The organism is Listeria ivanovii subsp. ivanovii (assembly GCF_900187025.1).
GTDB classification, from domain to species: Bacteria; Bacillota; Bacilli; order Lactobacillales; family Listeriaceae; genus Listeria; species Listeria ivanovii.
In genome coordinates, this window is record NZ_LT906478.1 from 991,758 (window position 1) to 1,013,881 (window position 22,124).

The following is a 22,124-nucleotide window of genomic DNA, read 5'->3' on the forward strand; positions in this document are numbered from 1 at the left end:
GTCCTCCTTTCCCGATTTTCACACATATAAAAAACGCAAAAACACAAAGCACTGGTTCTTAGAAATGCTTTATTTTTGCGCACTGAAAATTTCGTTTGATTTTTATTCTTCGGTTTCTTCTGCTTCATCCTCATCTTCTTCCACAGAATGAATAATTTGATAATTTTTGTGATTAACAACTGTTTTTTCCTCAATGCCTAAATCTTTAAAATTTTCCATATAAGTTAAGTCGACTATAACAGAATTTTCGTTCAGTTTTTCTACAATTCCAGTCAAGCCATCCTTAAATTCAATAATGTCTCCAACATGTGCTTTTGCCATTGTTATCACTCCTTCAAATTTCGGTGTTGCCACTATCTTGCTGAAAAAGAATGTATGCATTTTTGAACCTTCCTTAAATTTTGCACTAAAATACTATTAAAATCAACTATAAGCCTTCCAAAAATACTATTTAATTTTATAAAAGCGACGATTTCGTGACATTATTTTAAAAAGATAGTACTTTTTTATTTGCGGATAATGGATGAGAGAAGCTTGCGCACGAAAAAACATTCTAAAAAATTTTTAATCAAATAGTTGTAACAAAGGGTAAAACATGGTACTCTTTTTAATTGAGGGATAGTCTTTTTTGCTGAAAATTTTTTGGCTTAAAAGGTTACAACAAATTTCTTTACAAAGGAGAATGTAAATTATGGAACAAGCAAGTTTTGTAGTAATCGATGAAACAGGAATTCACGCACGCCCAGCAACTCTATTGGTGCAGGCTGCAAGTAAATACAGCTCTGACGTTCAAATTGAATACACTGGCAAAAAAGTAAATCTTAAATCAATCATGGGTGTTATGTCCCTTGGTATTGGTAAAGGCGCTGACATTACTATCTACACTGAAGGTAGCGATGAAAAAGAAGCAATTGAAGGATTAACGGAAGTTCTTAAGAAAGAAGGATTGGCTGAATAATGGTTAAAGAGTTGAAAGGTATCGCAGCATCTGATGGGATTGCCATTGCGAAAGCTTATCTGCTCGTTGAACCTGATCTTTCCTATGAAAAAACAGAAGTTACGGATGTTGAAAGTGAAGTAAAACGTTTTGAAAGCGCGTTAGAAGTTTCTAAAACAGAACTTTCGGCGATTCGTGAAAAGGCAGCTAAAGATTTAGGCGAAGATAAGGCACAGATTTTTGATGCGCATCTTCTAGTTTTAAATGATCCTGAATTAACAGGCCCAATTGAAGAAAGCATTAAAACTGCTAAGACGAATGCAGAAACAGCTTTACAAGAAACGACAGACATGTTTATTGGTATGTTTGAATCTATGGACAACGAATATATGCGCGAGCGTGCAGCGGATATTAAAGATGTACGCAAACGTGTTCTTTCACACTTATTAGGTGTAACTATTCCAAATCCTACTTTAATTGATGAGGAAGTAGTTGTTGTTGCAGCAGATTTAACGCCTTCTGATACCGCACAACTTAACCGTAACTTTGTTAAAGGTTTTGTAACGGATATCGGTGGTCGTACTTCTCACTCCGCTATTATGGCACGTTCGCTTGAAATTCCAGCAGTTGTAGGAACAAAAGAAGTTACTGCTAGTGTAGCGAAGAATGATCTTGTTATTATTGATGGTTTGGAAGGTAATGTTATCATCCATCCAACAGAAGAACAAATCGCTCATTATAAAAAAATCAAAGCCGATTTTACTTTACAACAAGCAGAATGGGATAAACTTAAAAATGAAAAAACAGTTTCTAAAGATGGAGTTCACGTTGAGCTTGCAGCAAATATTGGAACGCCAACTGATTTAGATGGTGTTATTTCTAACGGTGGGGAAGCAGTAGGCCTTTATCGTACAGAGTTCTTGTACATGGGTCGCGATAATTTCCCAACAGAAGAAGAGCAATTTGAAGCGTATAAAGCAGTAGTTTCTGGAATGGACGGAAAATCTGTGGTTGTTCGTACTTTAGATATCGGTGGCGATAAAACGTTACCATACTTAGAGCTTCCAGAAGAAATGAACCCATTCTTAGGCTTCCGTGCTATTCGTCTTTGCTTTGCGAATGAAGAGTTATTCCGTACACAACTTCGCGCGTTACTTCGTGCAAGCGTATACGGTAACTTAAAAATCATGTTCCCGATGATTGCAACTGTAAATGAATTCCGTCAAGCACGTGATATTTTACTAGACGAAAAAGCAAAACTAAAAGCTGCTGGGACAGAAGTTTCTGATTCCATCGAACTTGGAATTATGATTGAAATTCCGGCTGCTGCGGTTCTTGCTGATCAATTTGCAAAAGAAGTTGATTTCTTCTCTATCGGAACGAACGATTTAATTCAGTATACAATGGCTGCTGACCGTATGAATGAACGTGTTTCTTATCTTTACCAACCGTACAATCCTTCCATCCTTCGTTTAGTGAAGATGGTCATTGATGCATCTCATAAAGAGGGCAAATGGACTGGTATGTGTGGAGAAATGGCTGGAGATCAAACGGCTGTACCACTTCTTCTAGGTTTAGGCTTAGATGAGTTTTCGATGAGTGCTTCAAGCATTCTGAAATCTCGTTCGCTAATCAAGCGTTTAGATCAATCTGAAATGGTGAAATTAGCAGAAGAAGCATTAAACAAATCTACAGCAGAAGAAGTTGTAGAATTAGTTGAAAAATATACTGCAGAGTAAAATCTGAGTGAAGATCTAGACATTTATTTGTCTAGATCTTTTTGTGTTGTATAAAAGAAGCTCCCCAAGTATAATTAAAATGGCAGTTAGCAAAAAGGGGGGCATCGAGAGTGGTTATCTATTTTTTAGCGGGATTCTTTTTACTTCTCTTTATCGTTTTATCTATAATTGATAGGCGAAGAATTAGCAATGGGATTTTTTTAACAATCGCTTTATTTTTCTTATTACTTTCGATGGTGTATGCTATTTTTTCCAAAGGGAATGAATTACTTGTTTCGATAATGGGAACAGTACTACTTTTATTATTACTTCTTATTCCATTCTTTGTTATCGGGTTGGGGGCGATGCTCATTGTTAACGGACGATTAATGCTTAAACGAGAAGGGCGCAAATTAGCTAATATGTTACCTTTATTTATTGGTTTAGGTATTATTGCGCTTATTGTTATTTGGTTTGGCAATATTTTACAAGCAAATAGTCCGGTGCTTGGAATTTTGATTGTATTTATTATGACAGTGGTAGGTTATTTTTCTTTTTTATTTCTATCCTTTCTGTTATCGACTTTAATCTATCAATACAGTTTTCCGAGGTATAATCAAGATTTTCTAATTGTGCTTGGTAGTGGGTTAATAGGAGGAAATAGAGTGCCGCCACTTCTTGCAAGTCGGCTTGACCGAGCAATTTCGTTTTATCAAAAACAACTCATGAAAAAAGGAAAGCGGGCTACTTTTATTGTTTCAGGTGGACAAGGTGCGAACGAAACCATTTCAGAAGCAGAAGCGATGCGTGGTTATTTGATTAGTAAAGGGATTGACGAAACCTTTATTATTATGGAAAATAAGTCGATTAACACCCTTCAAAATATGCAATTTTCGAAAAAGAAAATGGATGCGATTATGTCTGAGTATAATAGCTTGTTTTCAACAAATAATTTTCATTTATTCCGAGCAAGTTTGTACGTTAAAAAAGCAGGTTTGAAGAGTCAAGGGATAGGTGCAAAAACAGCATTATATTATATACCCAATGCGCTTATAAGAGAGTTTATTGCGATTGTCGTTATGTATAAAAAAGTACATATTTTTTTAGTTGGATTAATTAGTATCTTTTTTGCGGTTTTATCTATTATTGGACTTAGCTTTAGGTAGGAGGTTTTTGGAAATGAAGAAAATAGGATTTGTAGGCACCGGTGTTATGGGTGTGAGCATGGCTTCTCACTTGCTTGAAGCAGGGTATGAGGTTTTTGTGTATACGCGAACTAAATCAAAAGCAGAAGGGCTTTTAGAGAAAGGTGCGCACTGGGAAGCGGAGCCAAATGACTTAGCGGCGAAAGTAGATGTGCTCATTTCAATGGTAGGCTATCCAAAAGATGTTGAGACACTCTATTTAGGTGAAGCGGGCTTTTTAAATCATTTGAAACCGGGATCTATAGCTATTGATATGACAACTTCTTCTCCAGCATTAGCAAAAAAAATGGCTCAAGTTGGTAGTGAAAAAGGAATCGGCGTTTTGGATGCTCCAGTTTCAGGTGGGGATATTGGTGCGAAAAATGGAACACTAGCGATTATGGTTGGTGGGGATGAAGCTATTTTTCTAAAAGCAGAACCAATTTTCGCTATTCTTGGTAGTAGTGCTATTTTACAAGGAGAAGCAGGTTCCGGACAACATACGAAAATGGTTAACCAAATTGCGATTGCATCCAATATGATTGGTGTAACAGAAGCGATTATTTATGCGGAAAAAGCCGGACTTAACCCCTCTCGTGTACTGGAATCTATTTCTGGTGGAGCGGCAGGTAGTTGGTCACTTACCAATTTGATTCCTCGCGTACTCAAAGATGATTTTTCACCAGGCTTTTTTATAAAGCATTTTATTAAAGATATGGGAATTGCTATTTCGGAAGCACAACAAATGGGACTGGAGTTACCAGGGCTTATGCTAGCTGAAAAAATGTACGAAACATTGGCTGAACGCGGGCTAAGTGAAGAAGGAACACAAGCATTAATTAAATATTATCGTTAAAAAACAGCTACTAAGATTAGTAGCTGTTCGAAAAGCCAAAGTAGAAAGTTGCTTTGGTTTTTTATTTGCTTAAGAAAGCAGCCATTCGGTCTAGTGCTTCTGCTAGTTTATTAAAAGAAGTGGCATAAGAAAGTCGGAAAAAACGGTCGCCTTTTTCTGAAAAAGCATTGCCTGGAACTACTGCAACTTTTGCTTCTTCTGCAAGCTTGACAGCCCAGTCAAAAGAATTTTCGGTAATCTCATCTGGCAGTTTTACGAAGAAATAAAAAGCGCCATCAGGTGGAACAACCGTGAATCCCATTTTTTCTAAACGATCTTGTGTGAAGTTTGCTCTAGTTTTATATTCGGTACGCATTTGAAAAGCATCATCCTTGCCATTTGTGATGGCTTCTAAAGCTGCTTTTTGAGAAATAGAGCTCGCGCAAGTAACGGAATATTGATGGATTTTCAACATTTGTTTGGTGATTATTTCAGGTGCAAGCAGAAAACCAATTCGCCAGCCAATCATCGCGTGGGATTTGGATAGGCCGTTAATCACGATTGTTTGTTCTCGAAGCATAGGAGCGATACTAGCATGTTCTTCGTGATAGATTAATTCGCTATAGATTTCATCAGCAATAACAAAAATACCAGCTTCTCTTAAAACATTTGCTAAATCCACCAGTTCTTCTTTTGTTAAACTAACACCAGTTGGATTGGAAGGGTAAGGAATAATAAGCGCTTTTGTTTTAGGTGTAATGTGTTTCCGTAATTGCGTAGGGGTTAATTTGAAATTAGTTTCTGTTGTGTCTATTCTTATCGGATGTGCTTTGTTTAAAGTAATAAGTGGTTCATAGCCAGGATAAATCGGATCAGGTAAAATAACTTCATCACCTGGCTCAAGAATGGTTTGCAGTGCAACCGAGATAGCTTCTGTAGCCCCCACTGTGACGATAATTTCATTTGTGTTGTATTCTAAGTTATATTTTTCTTGAAAGTAAGTAGAAGCTGCCTCTAACAGTTCTGGCATACCGGCATTAGGAGTATAGTTGGTGAAATTATCCTGAATTGCTTGAATGGCGGCTTGTTTGACATGTTCTGGTGTTGGAAAATCAGGTTCACCAAGTGTCAAACGAATCATATCTGGAATACCAGTGACTCTTGTATTGAAAGCTCTGATACCACTTACTTGAATATCGTGTAATTCAGGTCGTATCGATTTTGTCATTTTCGTCACCTTTCTTTCGTAGAAAATCCCGGCGAGTTTAGCTGGGAGTAAGCTTCATAATTTCATTCCATTATAGCCTAAAAAGTAAAAAAAGCAAAATGTCTGAAAATATTACTAAAAAACCTTGCACTTTCATTTAGAATGCTATAAGATAGTTTTAATAATGATAATCGTTTTCAGTTAGAGATGATTGGTTGAAATTGGAAGGGGCCAGTGGATATGATGAAACCAGGTAAATATGAAGCTCTCTTTTTCCCAACAAAAGATGGCTTGTTAAAAATACATGCATACGGCTTTAATCCTTGTGGCTCTTGGGGCGAGGTATTTGCGACAATTGGTGACCAAACGATTTGTGTAAAAGGATTTAATCGTCATAAAACCATTGTTCGCGCGACAAAGATGATTATTAGTACAACAGCCAACCGCAAAAATGAATTTTAATTAAAAAAGACTATAAAAAAGTTTTGACTTTTTTATAGTCTTTTTTTAGGATTAAAAGTGCATAAAACAGAACAAAAAGTGACTTTCTAGTTACATTAAAATAATTTCTTTTTCTGAATATTTCCAGAACCCTTGCGTTATACGTGCGGTTTGCGATAAAATTTGGTAGTATAGTGAAAGAAATAAGATGTGGCGAAAAAACCAGATTTGAGGAAATATGTAAAAAAGCATTGCCACGCCAGTAAAACAGCAAGGTATGCCAATTTTTGCACGTCAGTTGGTAGATTTGAGAGGAGAGTTAATATGTCTCAGTTATTGGGAATTATTCAACGTTTACATGCAATGCAAGAAGATGAGTCTGCTGAAACACAAGCAAGACGGTTTGAAAAAAACGGTACACCAGTGTGCGAAGTGAAGTTTTTTCAAGCTTCTAACTCATTTGAAGTAGAAATTTATGGCGACAATAGCAAATATCAATTTGATGATATTGATATGACAGCTATCGAAATTTTTGAAACGCTACAAGAAAACGAATAACATTGTAAGAAACGACTTATCTTTGTTTTTTACGTCGAAGCTGTGAATCATTTTCACAGCTTTTTTTATGTAAAAAATTAACTTTTAAACACTAAATGAAAGAAATCTCCCCAGATAGTATGATAGAATAGGAGATGGAAAAGTTTCGATTTATTTTTTTAGTTGAAAGAAACTTCGAACATGAAAATACGAGGAAGAGGAAGATTCTAAATGATCTCTAATAGATTTGGACAGTTTATTGATAACGAATTAGCTGATTCGATGATTTCTGCTGAAAAAGTAGCCCACGTACAGCTTGGTAATAATTTAGAACATGCATTGCTTGTTTTAACGAAATGTGGTTATTCGGTTATTCCAGTACTAGACTTTGAGTTTAAACTTCACGGATTAATAAGTGCCGCAATGATAACAGATGCAATACTAGGGCTCGAGCGCATTGAATTTGAGCGTTTGGAAGAGCTGAAAGTAGAAGATGTTATGCAAACTGATTTTCCAGTGATTAAAGATTTCCTAAATAACGAAAGAATTGTTCACTTACTTGTTGATCATCCTTTTGTTTGTGTTATCGATAATGAGTTCCATTTTGAAGGGATTGTGACAAGACGGGTTGTCTTGAAGCAAGTCAATCGTTATATTCATTTACAGGTGGAGGAAAATAGATGATTGTAACGGAATATGAATTACTTGTCTGTTTAGCGGAAGAACTCAATATGCGTAAAAGTGCAGAAAAACTTTTTTTAAGTCAACCAGCTTTATCGCAGCGTTTGCAAACAATTGAAAGTAGATGGAATACAAAGATTTTCATTCGTACACAAAAAGGTCTACTACTTACACCAGAAGGAGAAGCGATTGTCCGTCATGCTTCAAGTGTTATTGAGCGAGAACATACCATTCAAGAAAAACTAGAAGCAATGGAAGGTGTCGTGCGTGGGACCTTGCGAATTGCTTGTGCTAGTGTTGTGGCTCAAATGTGGCTTCCTCGTGTCTTAAAAACATTCACTAGCGCATATCCAAATGTCCAAATTTCGCTTGTAACAGGTTGGAGCAGCGAAGTGACGCAGCAACTTGCAGCTGGAAATGTGCATATTGGCATCGTTCGCGGAAATTCTACTTGGAAAAGTGTCCAAAAGCCACTTTTTAATGATAAATTAATTTTAGTAGATACAGAAATCACGAAAATTGAAGAGGTTTTCCAGACGAACAGACCTTTTGTACAGTTTCGAAGTGATTCTAACTACTATCAGGTAATTCAAGACTACTGGCAACGAAATTTCGGAAAAATGCCACGTCAGGCGATGTTAATGGATCAAATGGAAACATCGCGTCAAATGGCTCTTAATGGGATTGGCTTTGCTATTTTACCAGAAGTAACAATGTTAGGTTATCCCGACAAAATCAATAAAATACCACTTACAGAAAAAGACGGTTCCATTCTTAGCCGAGAAACTAATTTATTGACGTATGAACAATCGCTTGGCTTACCACAAGTAAATGCATTTTTAGAAATAATAGATAAATTCCTTGAACAAGTGAAATAGCTATGGCAAAATAGAAATCAGAACGAATTGGAAGGAGACAATTATTCATGAAACAAATGGATGCACACCAAATTATTTCTTTTATTCAAAATAGCAAGAAAGCAACACCAGTCAAAGTATACCTTAAAGGTGACTTAGAAAAAATTACTTTTCCAGTGGATGTAAAAACATTTATTACTGGAAATGCGGGAACGATTTTTGGAGAATGGGCGATTGTTGAACCATTACTTGAAGCAAATAAAGCGAATATTGAAGATTACGTAATTGAAAATGATCGTCGTAATTCTGCTATTCCACTTTTAGATATGAAAAATATCAATGCTAGAATTGAACCGGGTGCTGTCATTCGCGATCAAGTAACGATTGGCGACAATGCAGTTATTATGATGGGAGCAAGCATTAATATCGGTGCTGTTATTGGTGACGGTACAATGATTGATATGAATGTAGTTCTTGGAGGCCGCGCAACAGTTGGGAAAAATTGCCATATTGGTGCTGGATCAGTACTTGCTGGTGTAGTAGAACCACCATCCGCACAACCTGTCATTGTAGAAGATAATGTTGTTATTGGTGCGAATGTGGTTGTTTTAGAAGGCGTGCGTATTGGAGAAGGTGCTGTTGTTGCCGCTGGAGCAATTGTTACAAAAGATGTAGCTCCTGGTACCGTTGTTGCTGGAATCCCAGCTCGCGAACTAAAAAAACTAGATGCAAAAACAGCGTCTAAAACAGAAATCATGCAAGAACTTCGTCAACTTTAAAAAATGAAGGAAACTGTTTCGTCTTTTGGCGGAACAGTCCTTTTTTAAAAGGAGAGAGAAACGTGGACTTAAATCAATTTATTTCGATTCGCCGCGAGTTGCATCAAATTCCAGAAACAGGTTACAAAGAATGGAAAACACAAGCTTACTTACTTGATTATATAAATAAATTACCAAGCAGGTATTTGGAAGTGAAGAAATGGCGCACTGGTCTGTTAGTTCGAGTAAGCGGAACGAGTCCAACGAAAACAATTGGTTACCGTACGGATATTGATGCTTTGCCAATTACGGAAGAAACTGGTTTAGCTTTTGAGTCAAAGCATGCAGGAAATATGCATGCTTGTGGACATGATTTACATATGAGTATTGCACTTGGCGTATTAACTCATTTTGCTAGTAAGCCAGCAAAAGATAATTTATTATTTGTGTTTCAACCAGCAGAAGAAGGACCTGGAGGAGCTAAGCCAATTATGGAAAGTGCTGAGTTTGCTGAATGGCGTCCAGATTCGATTTACGGGTTGCATATTGCACCGGAATACAAAGTTGGCCAAATCGCCATTAAACCAGGGCTATTATTCGCCAATACATCTGAACTATTCATTTCTTTTAAAGGAAAAGGTGGTCACGCAGCATATCCGCATTTAGCTAATGATATGGTAGTGGCAGCAAGTGCTTTTGTAGGTCAAATGCAAACGATTATTAGCCGAAATATCGACCCAATGGATAGTGCTGTCATTACCATTGGTAGGATTCATGGCGGTGAAATTCAAAATGTTATCGCAGAAACAGCTTTTTTAGATGGAACAATCCGAACACTTTCACCTGAAACAATGGAAATCGTTTGGACTCGATTAAAACAATTAGCGAAAGGCTGGGAAGAAGCTTATCAATGCGAAGTGACTTTTCATGCAGGTTCTGATTACTATCAAGTGGATAACGATCCAGCAGAAACAGCAGCGTTTATTGACTTTTTAAAAGAAAGCTATCCAAAGAGTTATGTACCGGCAAAGTCAGCGATGACAGGAGAAGATTTCGGTTACTTTTTATCAGGAATTAAAGGCTTTATGTTTTGGCTTGGTGTTGACTCAGAGTACAGCCTACATCATGCAAAATTAAATCCAAAAGAAGAGGCCATTCCATTTGCGATTGAAGTATTAATCCACTTTTTAGAAAGTAAGTAAAAAAGACGTAAATTCGCTCACTTATTGAACGAATTTACGTCTTTTTAATTGTTGTTTGGTCCAAACGTGCTTACAAAGCTTAGAGGTAATTTGATTTTGTTCTCTGTCAATGCTTCACGGATATCTTTTAACAAGTCACGTTGAACGGAGTATTGTTCGCCGTTTACCGCTTTACCAACTACTCGAATAACCATATTAGTTGCATCGATGTTTTGTACACCAAGAACAACGGGAGCTTCGACAATATTTTTGTTTTCTTTAGCTACTTTTGTACAAACTTCATTGATAATCGCCATTGCTTTTTCCGGATCTTCTGTTGGACTAATTTGAATGTCCACCATTACGCGCATATTACCACGTGAATGGTTACTAACAACCATAATTTGCCTGTTAGGAATAAAATGAAGTGTCCCGTCAAAGTCGCGTATCTGCGTTGTTCTAAGTCCGAGTGCTTCTACTGTTCCATTGACTAAGCCAATTGTAATCGTATCTCCAACATCAAGTTGGCGTTCGAGCAAAATAAAAAATCCAGTCACGACATCACTAACAAGCCCTTGCGCCCCGAAAGCAATCGCTAAACTCGCAACCCCAGCACTGGCGATAATTGCCGTGACATCCATAAAGTTCTGTAATAATAAAATCGCAAAAGTGAAAAATAACACGTAACCATAAAAATTAGTAATTAAACTTTCTAAAGTATCCGCACGCCCAGCTGAAACGGCTTGTTGTTGACGGTACTTACGAAAGAAACTATGAATTATTTTATTACCCACCACACGAAAGACAAAATAAAGAACAATTAAGATAGCAATTTTTATTCCAACCGAAATAATATGATTCCAGAATTTGTCCCAATCAATTGAATGAAACCACTGCTTTAGTAAATTCATCTTCTGGTCCACATCCTTTGAAAGTTCTCCATCCATTTCATTCACCCCTTCCTAATGAAATGTCCTTTTCTATTCTAACAAATATTCCGTAAAAATGCTTATATCAAAAATAATTTTTTTTACAAAAAAGGGTCATTTTACTTATAATTTCCTACTTTTTTTCAAAAAAATTTAAAAAACTGTTAGCGACTGTTGTAGTAAGATGGAGGCGCTTTCGCAAACGCATGAAATAGGCTAAATCAGACTCTATGATGTGAAACTAAGTCAAAACTTGTGTACAATGGATTATGTTATTGCTTTTTTTAAAAGTGATTTGGGCCGTGTTTTTTGCCTAGTAAATAATTCATTCTAAAACAGAAAGGGGATTTTATTTTGGGTAAGATTGAAGTAGAAGAGCTAACGAAAATTTTTGGAAAAAAAGCTTCCAAAGCATCTTCTTTACTTTCTCAGGGGAAATCAAAAACAGATATTTTAAAGGAAACAGGGGCGACGATTGGGGTTAATAAAGCCAGTTTTAGCGTAGAAGAAGGAGAAATTTTCGTTATTATGGGGCTTTCTGGTAGTGGAAAGTCCACGTTAGTACGATTATTGAACCGTTTAATTGAGCCAACGAGCGGAAAAATTTGGCTAGACGGCAAAGAATTATCAAGTTTAAATAAAAAGGAACTTCTGGAAGTGAGAAGAAAAAGTATGAGTATGGTTTTCCAGAACTTTGGACTATTTCCAAATAGAACCATTAATCGCAATGTTGAATATGGTTTAGAAATACAAGGACTTGATAAAGAAGAACGAGAGAAAAAAGCGGCAGAATCACTTGCTTTAGTAGGTTTGGCTGGTTATGGGGATCAATATCCTTCGCAACTTTCTGGTGGGATGCAGCAACGTGTTGGACTTGCTCGGGCACTTGCTAATAATCCGGACATTTTACTGATGGATGAAGCTTTCTCAGCACTTGACCCACTTAACCGGAAAGACATGCAAGATCAACTGCTCGACTTACAAGATAAAATGAAAAAAACGATTATCTTTATTACCCATGATTTAGATGAAGCCCTTCGAATTGGCGATCACATTATGATTATGCGTGATGGTTCTGTCGTTCAAACTGGTTCGCCGGAAGATATTTTGGCCCATCCAGCAGATGAATATGTAGAAAAATTCATTGAAGATGTCGATCGCTCTAAAGTTTATACAGCAAGCAATGTCATGATTCGTCCGGAAATCGTTAATTTTGAAAAAGATGGTCCTCGTGTGGCGCTTAAACGGATGCGTGAAGCGGGAACTTCTAGTGTGTTCGTTGTGAGACGTAACCGTGAATTAGTCGGTATCGTTCATGCGGCAGATGTATCCAAACTTGTAAAAGAAAATATCACATCGCTTGAGTCGGCTATTCACCGAGATGTTCCAACTACTGGACCTGATACGCCACTTGCAGAAATTATGGACACCATCTCTACAACGACGATTCCGATTGCTGTAACAGAAGATGGTAAATTAAAAGGAATTATTATACGTGGGTCAGTTCTGGCCGCGCTTTCTGGAAATGAGGTGAACGTTAATGCCTAATATTCCAACGATTCCATTAGCTGATTGGATTGATAAATTGGTTGATGGCTTGACGCAGTTTGAAGCATTTTTTAATGTGATTACAAATATTATTGGTGGCATTGTTGATGCATTCCAATGGGTATTTGATTTAGTTCCACCATGGTTGTTCATTATTCTCTTAGTTGCAGGAACTTTCTGGGTTAACCGTAAAGGCAAAAAATGGGGATTAATTACTTTTGAAATTGTCGGTTTATTACTTATTTGGAACTTAGACTTCTGGCGCGATATGACGCAAACATTAACACTTGTTTTAACAAGTAGTTTAATTGCGCTTGTAATCGGTGTACCACTAGGAATTTGGATGGCCAAAAGTAATATTGTTGAAAGCATCTTTAAACCAGTACTCGATTTCATGCAAACAATGCCAGCCTTTGTATACTTAATTCCTGCTGTAGCATTTTTTGGAATTGGAATGGTTCCAGGGGTTGTAGCTTCAGTAATTTTCGCAATGCCACCAACTGTTCGGATGACAAATCTTGGTATCCGCCAAGTATCCACCGAGCTTGTCGAGGCTGCTGATTCCTTTGGTTCCACTCCTTGGCAAAAACTTTGGAAAGTACAATTACCAATGGCGAAATCAACTATGATGGCTGGAATTAACCAAAGTATCATGTTAGCTCTTTCGATGGTCGTTATTGCTTCGATGATTGGGGCAATGGGGCTAGGAACACGAGTTTACTTCGCAGTAGGACGTAATGACGCAGGTGGCGGATTCGTGGCTGGGATTGCGATTGTTATCGTAGCAATCATTCTTGACCGCCTAACACAAGCCTTTAACAAAAAAGCGAAATCAGAGTAAGGAGGAGAAACGTTTGCTAAAAAAAATAATCACCACAGCTACGCTTGTCATGCTAGTTTTCACATTGGCTGCATGCGGAACAACACTTGCTCCTTATGACGCGAAAAAAGATTTAGGTGAACAAATCAATTATACAATTACTGGAATTGATGCAGGAGCAGGAATCATGCTTGCAACACAAAATGCCATTAAAGATTATCATTTAGATGATGACAATTGGCAATTACAAACAAGTTCCACTGCTGCCATGACAAGTACGCTTCAAAAAGCAATGAAAGATAAGCGGCCGATTGTTGTGACTGGTTGGACACCACACTGGATGTTTACTAAATTTGATTTGAAGTTTTTAGATGATCCCAAAAACGTTTATGGTAATGCCGAAAATATTCATACCATTGTTCGTAAAGGCTTGAAAGAAGACAAACCTTCCGCGTATAAGGTATTAGATAATTTCTTCTGGACTGCAGAAGATATGTCAGAAGTAATGCTTGAAGTCAATGACGGGGTTGATCCTGAAGAAGCGGCTAAAAAATGGGTTAAAAATAATCCAGATAAAGTAGCCAAGTGGACCGATGGCGTGAAAAAAGTTGATGGCGATGAAATCAAACTTACTTATGTAGCTTGGGATTCCGAAATTGCTTCTACTAATGTCGTTGCCGAAACATTAAGACAAGTCGGTTACGAAACGACTATTCAAGCAATGGAAATTCAACCAATGTGGGCATCCGTTGCAACGGATGCCGCTGATGGAATGGTCGCTGCTTGGCTTCCAAATACCTCTGGAATCTATTATAAAGATTACAAAGGAAAATTTGAAGACTTAGGAGCTAATCTCAAAGGCGCAAAAATTGGCCTAGCAGTTCCAAAATATATGACTAACATCAACTCCATTGAAGATTTAAAAACGAGTAAATAGTAAGTGGAAAATGGCATGAAGAAGTTCAAGTGAACAGGTAACTGTTTATTAGATACTTTCTCCGTGCCTTTTCTTCTTAAAAAAGGTACAATGATAGTCAAAATAACTGCTATCGGGAGGCAAAGAAATGATAAAGAATATTTTTCAAAAAACAAAAGTAGAAGGTCTATATGCGCATGTTGATGGACAGTTAATTTCGTTAGAAGAAGTACCTGATCCAGTATTTAACCAAAAAATGATGGGTGAAGGTATCGCAATTAAGCCAGAAACAGGAACCATTGTAGCACCAGCAGATGGAAAAATTATTCAACTAGCTGAAACAAAACATGCTTTTGGAATTCGTACAGCTTTGGGGCAAGAAATCCTTGTACATATCGGTTTAGAGACAGTTGCGCTAAACGGAGAAGGCTTCAATGTCTTAGTCAAAGTAGGTGACAAAGTAAAAAAAGGACAGCCTGTTGTGGAAGCAGATATTGATTTTATTCAAAAAAATGCGGCAAGTACAGTCATTCCAATGGTAATAACGAATAGTTCAGAAGGCAAATATAATTTTGAATTCAAAAATGAGGCTGCTACAAAAGCAGGAAAAACAGAAGTAATGATAACGACTTTGAAATAAAACGAATCTAACTTGAAAAATCTGTGAATTAGTTCTTTGGAATTCATGGGTTTTTTAGTATTCATTTTTACACTAAAAGGGTAAAATGAAGGTAATTAGTTATGAAAAGGAGCGAAATAATATGTTAGAAGTAATAGTTCAAAATCCACGTGATGCTTATTTAGCAGAGAAATATGGCGCGAATCGGATGGAGGTTGTTTCAGCGATTAGTGAAGGTGGTTTAACTCCTAGTTACGGGGCGATAAAGGAAATTGTTCGCACATCGAAATTACCTGCGATGATGATGATTCGCCCACACAGTTTTTCTTTCGTCTATGATGAAACAGCTAGAATTGTGATGGAACGAGATATTGAACTTGCAAAAGAATTAGGCGTGCTGGGGATTGTTTATGGGGGAATCACAGCAGAAGGAACCATTGACCAAGAACTCCTAGAAAAAGTGATTAGCTGGAAAGGCGATTTAGAGCTTACTTTTCATCGTGCACTCGAAGCAACTAGAGATATCGAGGCAAGCTACCAAGTGTTACGTACATATGGGAAAGACATCAACCAATTATTAACATCTGGCGGAACAGATAGCGCACTTGATTCATTGCCTCGACTGAAAAAATGGATTCAAGATAGCAAAGAAAATCCAGATTCATTCCAAATCTTGGTTGGAAGTGGTGTAAAACCTGATAATATAGCGACATTCCAAGCCGTGTTAAATCATACAGATTACCATGTAGGAAGTGCAGCAAGGGATGCGAACGATTTTTCTAAAGATATATTAGAAGAAAGTATTCATACATTACAGCAAGAAATAAACCAAGGTTGATTACTTAAAGCAGCTAGCCTTAGACGTTTAGATACGCTATAATGAAACAAGACTATTCTTCAAGAAAAGGTGGAAAAAAAGTGAATAACTATATTGGCAAAAGCCAAGTAATGAATGTAAAAGAAATCCAAGAAACAGGTTGGCTCCTTGAGAAGGACAACATAACTGTTTTTTTACCAAAATCAAATACACATGAAACAGAACTTGCTGCCGGTGAAGAAGTGACAGTATTTATTTTTGTGGATTATGACCGTGAAATTGCAGCTACAACTATTATTCCTAAAATTCAAGTTGGACATTACGGCTGGGGAACTGTTACCGAAGTGCGAAAACATTTAGGTGTTTTTGTTGATATTGGCATCGAAAAAGATGTCGTGGTATCGTTGGATGACTTACCAGCTCTCCCACATTTATGGCCAAAAAAAGAAGACCGCTTAATGATTGCGCTTCGTGTCGATGAAGAAAATCGAATTTGGGGTGTTCTTGCAGAAGAAGAACAGTTCCGTGCGATTGCTGTTCGAGCAGAAGAAAGCTTATTTAATCAAAATATCGAAGGAACGATTTACCGTTTGCTCAAAGTAGGCTCCTTTGTTTTCACAGATGATTTTCATATTGGCTTTATTCATGAAAGTGAGCGAACTTCAGAACCAAGAATGGGCGAACGTGTGAAAGCGCGTGTTATTGCTGTAAAATCAGATGGATCGCTTAACTTATCGCTTCGTGGTAGAGCACATGAAGTACTAAATGATGATGCTGAAATGATCTTAACATATTTGCGTAGCGTTGGCGGAGAAATGCCATTTGGTGACAAGTCCGACCCAGACGCGATTCGTGCCAAATTTGGTATTAGCAAAGCACAGTTCAAACGAGCAATCGGTACACTTTTAAAAGCAAGACGCATTACGCAAGAAGATGGAGTTATTACTAAAATCACCGAAGAAGCATCCGACTAAAGTAGTAGTGGATGTTCCAACTAGCGCGGTTTGTTTCATTTCACAAATACTCGCTATAATAAATACAGCATGTACAAAGTAGCGCAAACAAGAGAAATAACTTTGTCTAAAGATTGACTTAAGGAGGTGTGTCAGCTTGAAAAAAATGGAAAGCTCGGTTGTTTTTGTATTCTTAATTGCGATTATTGTTGGTGTTGGACTTGAAATGTTATTCCAGTGGGAGTTGCTTATTCTGTTTGCACTTGGAATATTTTTCATCTTTACATCTAGAAAAGCTAGCGCAACGAAAAAAAGCGCTAGAAACTCATTATTTATTGGGATTGTATTTATCATTATTGCTGTCCTTTTAACAACCACCTTTAAAATTGGGCTAGTAGTTGCGGGGATTTATGCAATTATCCATTATGTAAGTCGAAAGCGGGCCCCCCAATTATTGATGTTAAAAGTAAGAGAACCGGACAGTAAGCTAGACCGGACGGACAAATTTATTCGTAATCAGTGGTTTGGTAATCAACGAATCCTTGATTTAGTCTATGAATGGGATGATATTAACATTCAGACGGGGATTGGAGATACGATTCTCGATTTAGGTAATACCGTTCTCCCGACTGGTGAAAGTGTCATTATGATTCGTAGTGTCTCAGGGAAAATTCGGTTACTCGTGCCATTCGATATAGGTATTTGTATTGAGCACTCAGCCATTTTCGGAAATATTCAATATGATAAAGAAAGCACCTCTATTCAAAATAATAGTATTAAAGTATACTCGGATAATTATGAAAGTTCGGCTCGTAAAGTAAAAATAATGACTTCTGTAATCTTTGGAGACTTAGAGGTGATTCGACTATGAGTTTCTCTAGAGTAATGATGGTAGTTTGCTCAGGGTTACTACTTATAGCATCTATTATTGGGACGGTAGGCTATTACTTTTTTAGTGAAGGTTCTTGGTATAAAATTTTAATCGAACAGAAGATTTTTTATATCCCTTTTGTTGTCTTCGTCCCAATAACCGCGATTTCAGTAGGTTTAATCATTGGCGGTTTGTTAGGCTATTTTATCAAGCAAAAGTTTGAGTCGATTGATTTTTCTATCCGATTACTTGGACAAGGTGACTTAGAAAAAAAGATTACGAGCGAAGAAGACGAAAACTTCATCGAGGTGCAGCAAGTATATAAGCAGATTGACCGTTTACGTGATAAAATGAAAGCACAAACAATTTTAACGCAAAAATTAGCAAGCGAACGTGCTGAATCCTCAGGTCAAACGAAAGAGGCTATTTTGTCAGAAGAACGACACCGGATTGCGCGCGAATTACATGATTCTGTCAGCCAACAATTGTTTGCGGCAATGATGCTTTTATCCGCATTAAATGAACAAAGTGAAAAAAGTGCAACTAAAGCAATGCAAAAGCAATTGAAAATGGTTGAATCTATCGTGAATGAATCACAATCGGAAATGCGCGCTTTGCTTCTTCACCTACGTCCAACTCAACTTGAGGGTAAATCACTTAAAACAGGAATTGAACAATTATTAAAAGAATTAACAACCAAATTACCAATCGAAGTAGATTGGCAAATTGAAGATATTAGTTTGCAAAAGGGCATTGAAGACCACTTGTTTCGCATCGTTCAAGAGTTATTATCCAACACACTACGCCACTCTAAAGCAAAGCTACTTGAGGTTCGCTTAGTAACAATGGATAACTTAGCCGTTATGAAAGTCGTGGATGACGGTGTCGGTTTCGATATGGATAATGTGCGACAAGGCTCTTATGGTTTACAAAATATGCGTGAAAGAGTTGCTGAATTTGGCGGTACCATCAAAATAATTAGTTTCCCCGGTAGAGGAACTAGTGTAGAAATAAAAATCCCACTTGTTGCGAAAAAGGACGTGGAAAGCGAATGATAAAAGTATTACTAGTAGATGATCACGAAATGGTACGTATAGGTGTCTCAGCTTATCTTTCTGTGCAAGATGACATGGAAGTAGTCGGTGAGGCAGAAAATGGACGAGAAGGTGCGGACATGGCTTTAGAATTACGTCCAGATATTATCTTAATGGATTTAGTTATGGATGAAATGGATGGCATTGAAGCTACCAAAGAAATTATGCAAAACTGGAAAGAAGCTAAAATTATTATTGTCACAAGTTTTATTGATGATGAAAAAGTGTATCCAGCTCTTGAAGCAGGTGCAAGTAGTTATATGTTAAAAACATCTACTGCAAGCGAAATTGCTGATGCGATTCGTGCTACATACGGCGGAGATTCTGTACTTGAACCAGAAGTAACGGGCAAAATGATGCAACGTTTAACCGCTAAACCAGAAAAAAACTTACACGATGATTTAACAAATCGTGAAAATGAAATTCTACTACTGATTGCGGAAGGGAAATCTAATCAAGAAATCGCTGATGAACTTTTCATTACACTTAAAACAGTAAAAACACACGTAAGTAACATTTTATCTAAGTTAGATGTACAAGATCGTACGCAAGCTGCAATCTACGCATTTAAACATGACTTAGTCGAGAAAAAGTAACAAGGAGGTAGCTTTACATGAAAGAAGGATTTGCAGTCATCGGTCTTGGAAGATTTGGCGGAAGTATTTGCCGTTCATTAGTAGAGCAAGGGATGGAAGTACTTGCGATTGACTCTGATGAAGAAAGAGTCAATGAGTATATGTCGATTGCAACACATGCAGTTATCGCCAATTCAACAGATGAAAATGCCCTGCGTCAATTAGGAATTCGTAATTTTGAGCATGTGATTGTCGCTATTGGGGAAGATATTCAGTCAAGTATTTTGACCACGCTTATTTTAAAAGAAATGGGAGTGAAATACGTTACCGCAAAAGCAACCAATGATAAGCATGCCAAACTATTAGACAAAATTGGTGCTGACCGAGTAGTTCATCCTGAACGAGATATGGGACGACGGATTGCTCACTATATTGTTTCTAAAAATATGCTAGATTATCTAGAACTTTCTGATGAATATAGTTTAGTTGAGATTTCTGTGTCTGATCCACGCTTCCTTGGGAAAAGTCTTGTTGATTTAGATTTCCGTAATTCTTTTGGTGTTAATATCGTTGGTATCAAAAAAGATAAACAAATGATTATTACGCCAGAAGCAAATGATGTTCTTCATGAAGGGGATATTTTAATTGTCATCGGTTCTGATGATGATATTGAGCGACTACAAGAAAAAATTCAATAATAAATAAACCTCAGTAATATATTGTGATGTTTGGCTAAATCCTTTATATTTCTAAGGTTTTTTATTGTGGGTGTTGCTCATACTTGCTATCTAGCCGTTTCTTTTCTATTATAGTTACAATGACTTAAATTGGTAAATGGAAAGAGGGGGGAATAATGAAAAAATTTTTACTCGACAAAATTGGGGCACGTGGGCTTATCCAAATGTTGCAAGTCTTTATATTTGCCAGTATTTGTGTAGTAGTTCATACGGTTATTTTTCCTGATTTAGCAGGGGTATTACCTATTGTTGTTTTAGTAGGGGTCCTCTCGATGCAACCTACATATGCAATAACTCGAAAAGCACTTCCAAAAATTGCGTTAGCTTTTACTCTAGCATGTGTTTTTGTCATAATTAGTACTTTTTTATTCCCAATAAATGTATATATTTATTATCTTGTAATGATTGTAGTATTGCTTGCAGTAAACTTTATTATGCCGCAAAAATATATGGTGATGACGCTTGCAATTGGGACGGCTCTTTATTTTCTTGGAACAGAAGATTTACCTATGCCATTATATACGATGATTATTGTCGCTCTGGCGGATGTGTTTTTCTTTTTCATCCTTGTTCGATTAGTTGTGAAGTATGTGCACTTACCACTTGAAAAAACGATTCAAACAATTATGAAACAATTAATGGGTCTATTCGAAAAGGAAATAGAAAGTGTGTTTAAAGATAACGGTAGATTTATTACAAAACCACTTTATAGTATCTTTGTCCAATCGCAAATGTTTATTAAAGAGTATAGCGTTAGTAAAAAAGCAAATCCACGCCATGTGGAGTTATATCAAAACTTATTGCCCAGTTATTTAGCACTCTTTTTTCATATTCAAACAATTGAAGACATTGGAAGAGCAGGTTTATCAGCAGAAGCAAAACAGGCACTTCTACAAATTAACATCCCAGTTTCGCATGAGATTGATGAAAAAGATGTTGATCCTGTTGTCTCTTTTCATGTTAAAAAAATTGTTGAAAGCTTTCAAACTATCCAACGTGGTATGGCTGAACTATCGCAAGGAGGGAGCGAAAAATGAAAAAAATTTCTTTAAAAGAACGATTTGCTCTTGATCCTCGTGTTTCTAAAAGTCTTATTAGCATAACGATTGCCATTTTGTTGTTCCCGATTATGGGAGACTGGATTGTTTATCCAACTTATGTATTTAATGCTATCTATATTACTGCGCAGATGACTAGAGGAGCTACTTATAAATCTAGCATCGAACGGATTGTAGGAACAATTATTGGTGGATTACTTGCAGCAGTTGTCTACTTATTAGTGCCAAATCATCACTATATTATGATTCCTGTTGGTGCGGCTCTTGCCGTTATGTTGAGCTACCTTTTCACCAAAAAATTTACGATGGTAATAGTTGTTATTACTGTAATGGTACTTGTTGGTAAAGGTGACGGTGAGCCAATTGTTTTTCTAAGAGATCGATTACTTGATACGATGATTGGTTTAGTTATTGGTTTTCTCGTTTATGCGCTCTATCCTCGGAAAAAATCGAAAAAAATGAATCAGGTTTTTACTGCGCATGAGAAAAATATTTTAGAACAAGTAAAAGCCGTGGATGTTAACTCAGAAAGTGCCAATCAGTTGGAGCCTAAAATAAAATCTTTGTGGAAGCAGCTGATTGATTTAAGAAATATGCGCGAACAAATCATTACGGATAGTAGTTTTGTTCCAAATACGACTTTTGATGATCCAATGTTTCAGTTTACAAGTTTATTTGAAAAAGCGATTAATCATATTGAGATTCTTTATCATGTAACATTGGATAAAGCTAAAGAACCTGAGTACGAAATAGTTTATGCCTATCATCAAAAAGCATGTGTAGCTGTAATTAACGAAATGGAAACATTAATCGAGGAACATAAATAAAAAGGATACCGAGAGCTCAAAATG

At 36.9% G+C, this 22,124-nt stretch carries 25 protein-coding genes; 22 read left to right on the forward strand and 3 right to left on the reverse strand.

Annotated elements, in window-relative coordinates; genetic code table 11:
* Positions 1 to 102: 102 nt before the first annotated feature.
* Positions 103 to 381: a YkvS family protein gene (locus tag CKV67_RS04860; protein WP_014092426.1), complete on the reverse strand. Its 279-nt coding sequence runs from the start codon at positions 379 to 381 to the stop codon at positions 103 to 105.
* A 310-nt stretch (positions 382 to 691) separates the two neighbouring features.
* Here CKV67_RS04860 and CKV67_RS04865 point away from each other — a divergent pair, with 310 nt between their 5' ends.
* The 4 genes from CKV67_RS04865 (at position 692) to CKV67_RS04880 (ending at position 4,695) form a co-directional block, all read left to right on the forward strand.
* Entirely contained in the window at positions 692 to 958 is a 267-nt protein-coding gene (locus CKV67_RS04865; RefSeq protein ID WP_003719221.1) for a phosphocarrier protein HPr, read from the forward strand.
* The gene (ptsP, locus tag CKV67_RS04870; protein WP_014092427.1) at positions 958 to 2,676 is read left to right on the forward strand and encodes a phosphoenolpyruvate--protein phosphotransferase; all 1,719 of its coding nucleotides are present in this window, start codon (positions 958 to 960) and stop codon (positions 2,674 to 2,676) included. Before CKV67_RS04865 ends, ptsP begins: the two co-directional genes overlap by 1 nt.
* 110 nt (positions 2,677 to 2,786) lie before the next feature.
* A complete protein-coding gene (locus tag CKV67_RS04875; RefSeq protein WP_025279851.1) occupies positions 2,787 to 3,821 on the forward strand; it encodes a YdcF family protein in 1,035 nt (344 codons plus the stop codon).
* A 13-nt stretch (positions 3,822 to 3,834) separates the two neighbouring features.
* Positions 3,835 to 4,695, forward strand: coding sequence for an NAD(P)-dependent oxidoreductase (locus tag CKV67_RS04880; protein ID WP_014092429.1), 861 nt, complete (start codon positions 3,835 to 3,837; stop codon positions 4,693 to 4,695).
* A gap of 61 nt (positions 4,696 to 4,756) precedes the next feature.
* Here the strand turns inward: CKV67_RS04880 and CKV67_RS04885 are convergent, their stop codons facing one another.
* Positions 4,757 to 5,902 (reverse strand): aminotransferase class I/II-fold pyridoxal phosphate-dependent enzyme, encoded by a 1,146-nt coding sequence (locus CKV67_RS04885; RefSeq protein ID WP_014092430.1) that lies wholly within the window; start codon positions 5,900 to 5,902, stop codon positions 4,757 to 4,759.
* Positions 5,903 to 6,121: 219 nt separating this feature from the next.
* Here CKV67_RS04885 and CKV67_RS04890 point away from each other — a divergent pair, with 219 nt between their 5' ends.
* From CKV67_RS04890 to CKV67_RS04915, 6 genes are all read left to right on the forward strand, one after another.
* A complete protein-coding gene (locus CKV67_RS04890; protein WP_014092431.1) occupies positions 6,122 to 6,343 on the forward strand; it encodes a hypothetical protein in 222 nt (73 codons plus the stop codon).
* Between the two features lie 303 nt (positions 6,344 to 6,646).
* Positions 6,647 to 6,880: a YkuJ family protein gene (locus tag CKV67_RS04895; RefSeq protein WP_003719227.1), complete on the forward strand. Its 234-nt coding sequence runs from the start codon at positions 6,647 to 6,649 to the stop codon at positions 6,878 to 6,880.
* A gap of 210 nt (positions 6,881 to 7,090) precedes the next feature.
* On the forward strand, positions 7,091 to 7,543 hold the full coding sequence (gene cbpB, locus CKV67_RS04900; protein WP_014092432.1) for a cyclic-di-AMP-binding protein CbpB: 453 nt from the start codon (positions 7,091 to 7,093) through the stop codon (positions 7,541 to 7,543).
* The gene (locus CKV67_RS04905) at positions 7,540 to 8,418 is read left to right on the forward strand and encodes a transcriptional regulator CcpC (RefSeq protein ID WP_014092433.1); all 879 of its coding nucleotides are present in this window, start codon (positions 7,540 to 7,542) and stop codon (positions 8,416 to 8,418) included. The genes cbpB and CKV67_RS04905 overlap by 4 nt, the downstream gene beginning before the upstream one ends.
* Positions 8,419 to 8,465: 47 nt before the next feature.
* Entirely contained in the window at positions 8,466 to 9,176 is a 711-nt protein-coding gene (gene dapD / locus CKV67_RS04910) for a 2,3,4,5-tetrahydropyridine-2,6-dicarboxylate N-acetyltransferase (protein ID WP_014092434.1), read from the forward strand.
* 62 nt (positions 9,177 to 9,238) lie between these two features.
* The gene (locus CKV67_RS04915; protein WP_014092435.1) at positions 9,239 to 10,357 is read left to right on the forward strand and encodes an N-acetyldiaminopimelate deacetylase; all 1,119 of its coding nucleotides are present in this window, start codon (positions 9,239 to 9,241) and stop codon (positions 10,355 to 10,357) included.
* Positions 10,358 to 10,401: 44 nt separating this feature from the next.
* On the opposite strand, the gene CKV67_RS04920 is transcribed toward CKV67_RS04915, so the two are convergent.
* Entirely contained in the window at positions 10,402 to 11,247 is an 846-nt protein-coding gene (locus CKV67_RS04920) for a mechanosensitive ion channel family protein (RefSeq protein WP_032363864.1), read from the reverse strand.
* A 372-nt stretch (positions 11,248 to 11,619) separates the two neighbouring features.
* Between CKV67_RS04920 and CKV67_RS04925 the strand changes: the two genes are divergently transcribed.
* From CKV67_RS04925 to CKV67_RS04980, 12 genes are all read left to right on the forward strand, one after another.
* Positions 11,620 to 12,813 (forward strand): quaternary amine ABC transporter ATP-binding protein, encoded by a 1,194-nt coding sequence (locus CKV67_RS04925; protein ID WP_014092437.1) that lies wholly within the window; start codon positions 11,620 to 11,622, stop codon positions 12,811 to 12,813.
* Entirely contained in the window at positions 12,806 to 13,654 is an 849-nt protein-coding gene (locus tag CKV67_RS04930) for an ABC transporter permease (protein WP_025279853.1), read from the forward strand. The genes CKV67_RS04925 and CKV67_RS04930 overlap by 8 nt, the downstream gene beginning before the upstream one ends.
* 13 nt (positions 13,655 to 13,667) lie before the next feature.
* The gene (locus tag CKV67_RS04935; protein ID WP_014092439.1) at positions 13,668 to 14,570 is read left to right on the forward strand and encodes a glycine betaine ABC transporter substrate-binding protein; all 903 of its coding nucleotides are present in this window, start codon (positions 13,668 to 13,670) and stop codon (positions 14,568 to 14,570) included.
* A gap of 127 nt (positions 14,571 to 14,697) precedes the next feature.
* On the forward strand, positions 14,698 to 15,189 hold the full coding sequence (locus CKV67_RS04940) for a PTS sugar transporter subunit IIA (RefSeq protein WP_014092440.1): 492 nt from the start codon (positions 14,698 to 14,700) through the stop codon (positions 15,187 to 15,189).
* A 121-nt stretch (positions 15,190 to 15,310) separates the two neighbouring features.
* A complete protein-coding gene (locus CKV67_RS04945) occupies positions 15,311 to 16,006 on the forward strand; it encodes a copper homeostasis protein CutC (protein ID WP_014092441.1) in 696 nt (231 codons plus the stop codon).
* 80 nt (positions 16,007 to 16,086) lie between these two features.
* A complete protein-coding gene (locus CKV67_RS04950) occupies positions 16,087 to 16,959 on the forward strand; it encodes a CvfB family protein (protein ID WP_014092442.1) in 873 nt (290 codons plus the stop codon).
* A 136-nt stretch (positions 16,960 to 17,095) separates the two neighbouring features.
* Positions 17,096 to 17,809, forward strand: coding sequence for a cell wall-active antibiotics response protein LiaF (gene liaF, locus CKV67_RS04955; protein WP_014092443.1), 714 nt, complete (start codon positions 17,096 to 17,098; stop codon positions 17,807 to 17,809).
* On the forward strand, positions 17,806 to 18,864 hold the full coding sequence (locus tag CKV67_RS04960; protein WP_014092444.1) for a sensor histidine kinase: 1,059 nt from the start codon (positions 17,806 to 17,808) through the stop codon (positions 18,862 to 18,864). The genes liaF and CKV67_RS04960 overlap by 4 nt, the downstream gene beginning before the upstream one ends.
* Entirely contained in the window at positions 18,861 to 19,499 is a 639-nt protein-coding gene (locus CKV67_RS04965) for a response regulator (protein WP_003722886.1), read from the forward strand. The genes CKV67_RS04960 and CKV67_RS04965 overlap by 4 nt, the downstream gene beginning before the upstream one ends.
* Before the next feature lie 17 nt (positions 19,500 to 19,516).
* Positions 19,517 to 20,176, forward strand: a complete 660-nt coding sequence (locus CKV67_RS04970; protein WP_003719245.1) for a potassium channel family protein — start codon at positions 19,517 to 19,519, stop codon at positions 20,174 to 20,176.
* Between the two features lie 155 nt (positions 20,177 to 20,331).
* Positions 20,332 to 21,252, forward strand: a complete 921-nt coding sequence (locus CKV67_RS04975) for a hypothetical protein (protein WP_014092446.1) — start codon at positions 20,332 to 20,334, stop codon at positions 21,250 to 21,252.
* On the forward strand, positions 21,249 to 22,100 hold the full coding sequence (locus CKV67_RS04980) for an FUSC family protein (RefSeq protein ID WP_014092447.1): 852 nt from the start codon (positions 21,249 to 21,251) through the stop codon (positions 22,098 to 22,100). Before CKV67_RS04975 ends, CKV67_RS04980 begins: the two co-directional genes overlap by 4 nt.
* Positions 22,101 to 22,124 lie beyond the last annotated feature (24 nt).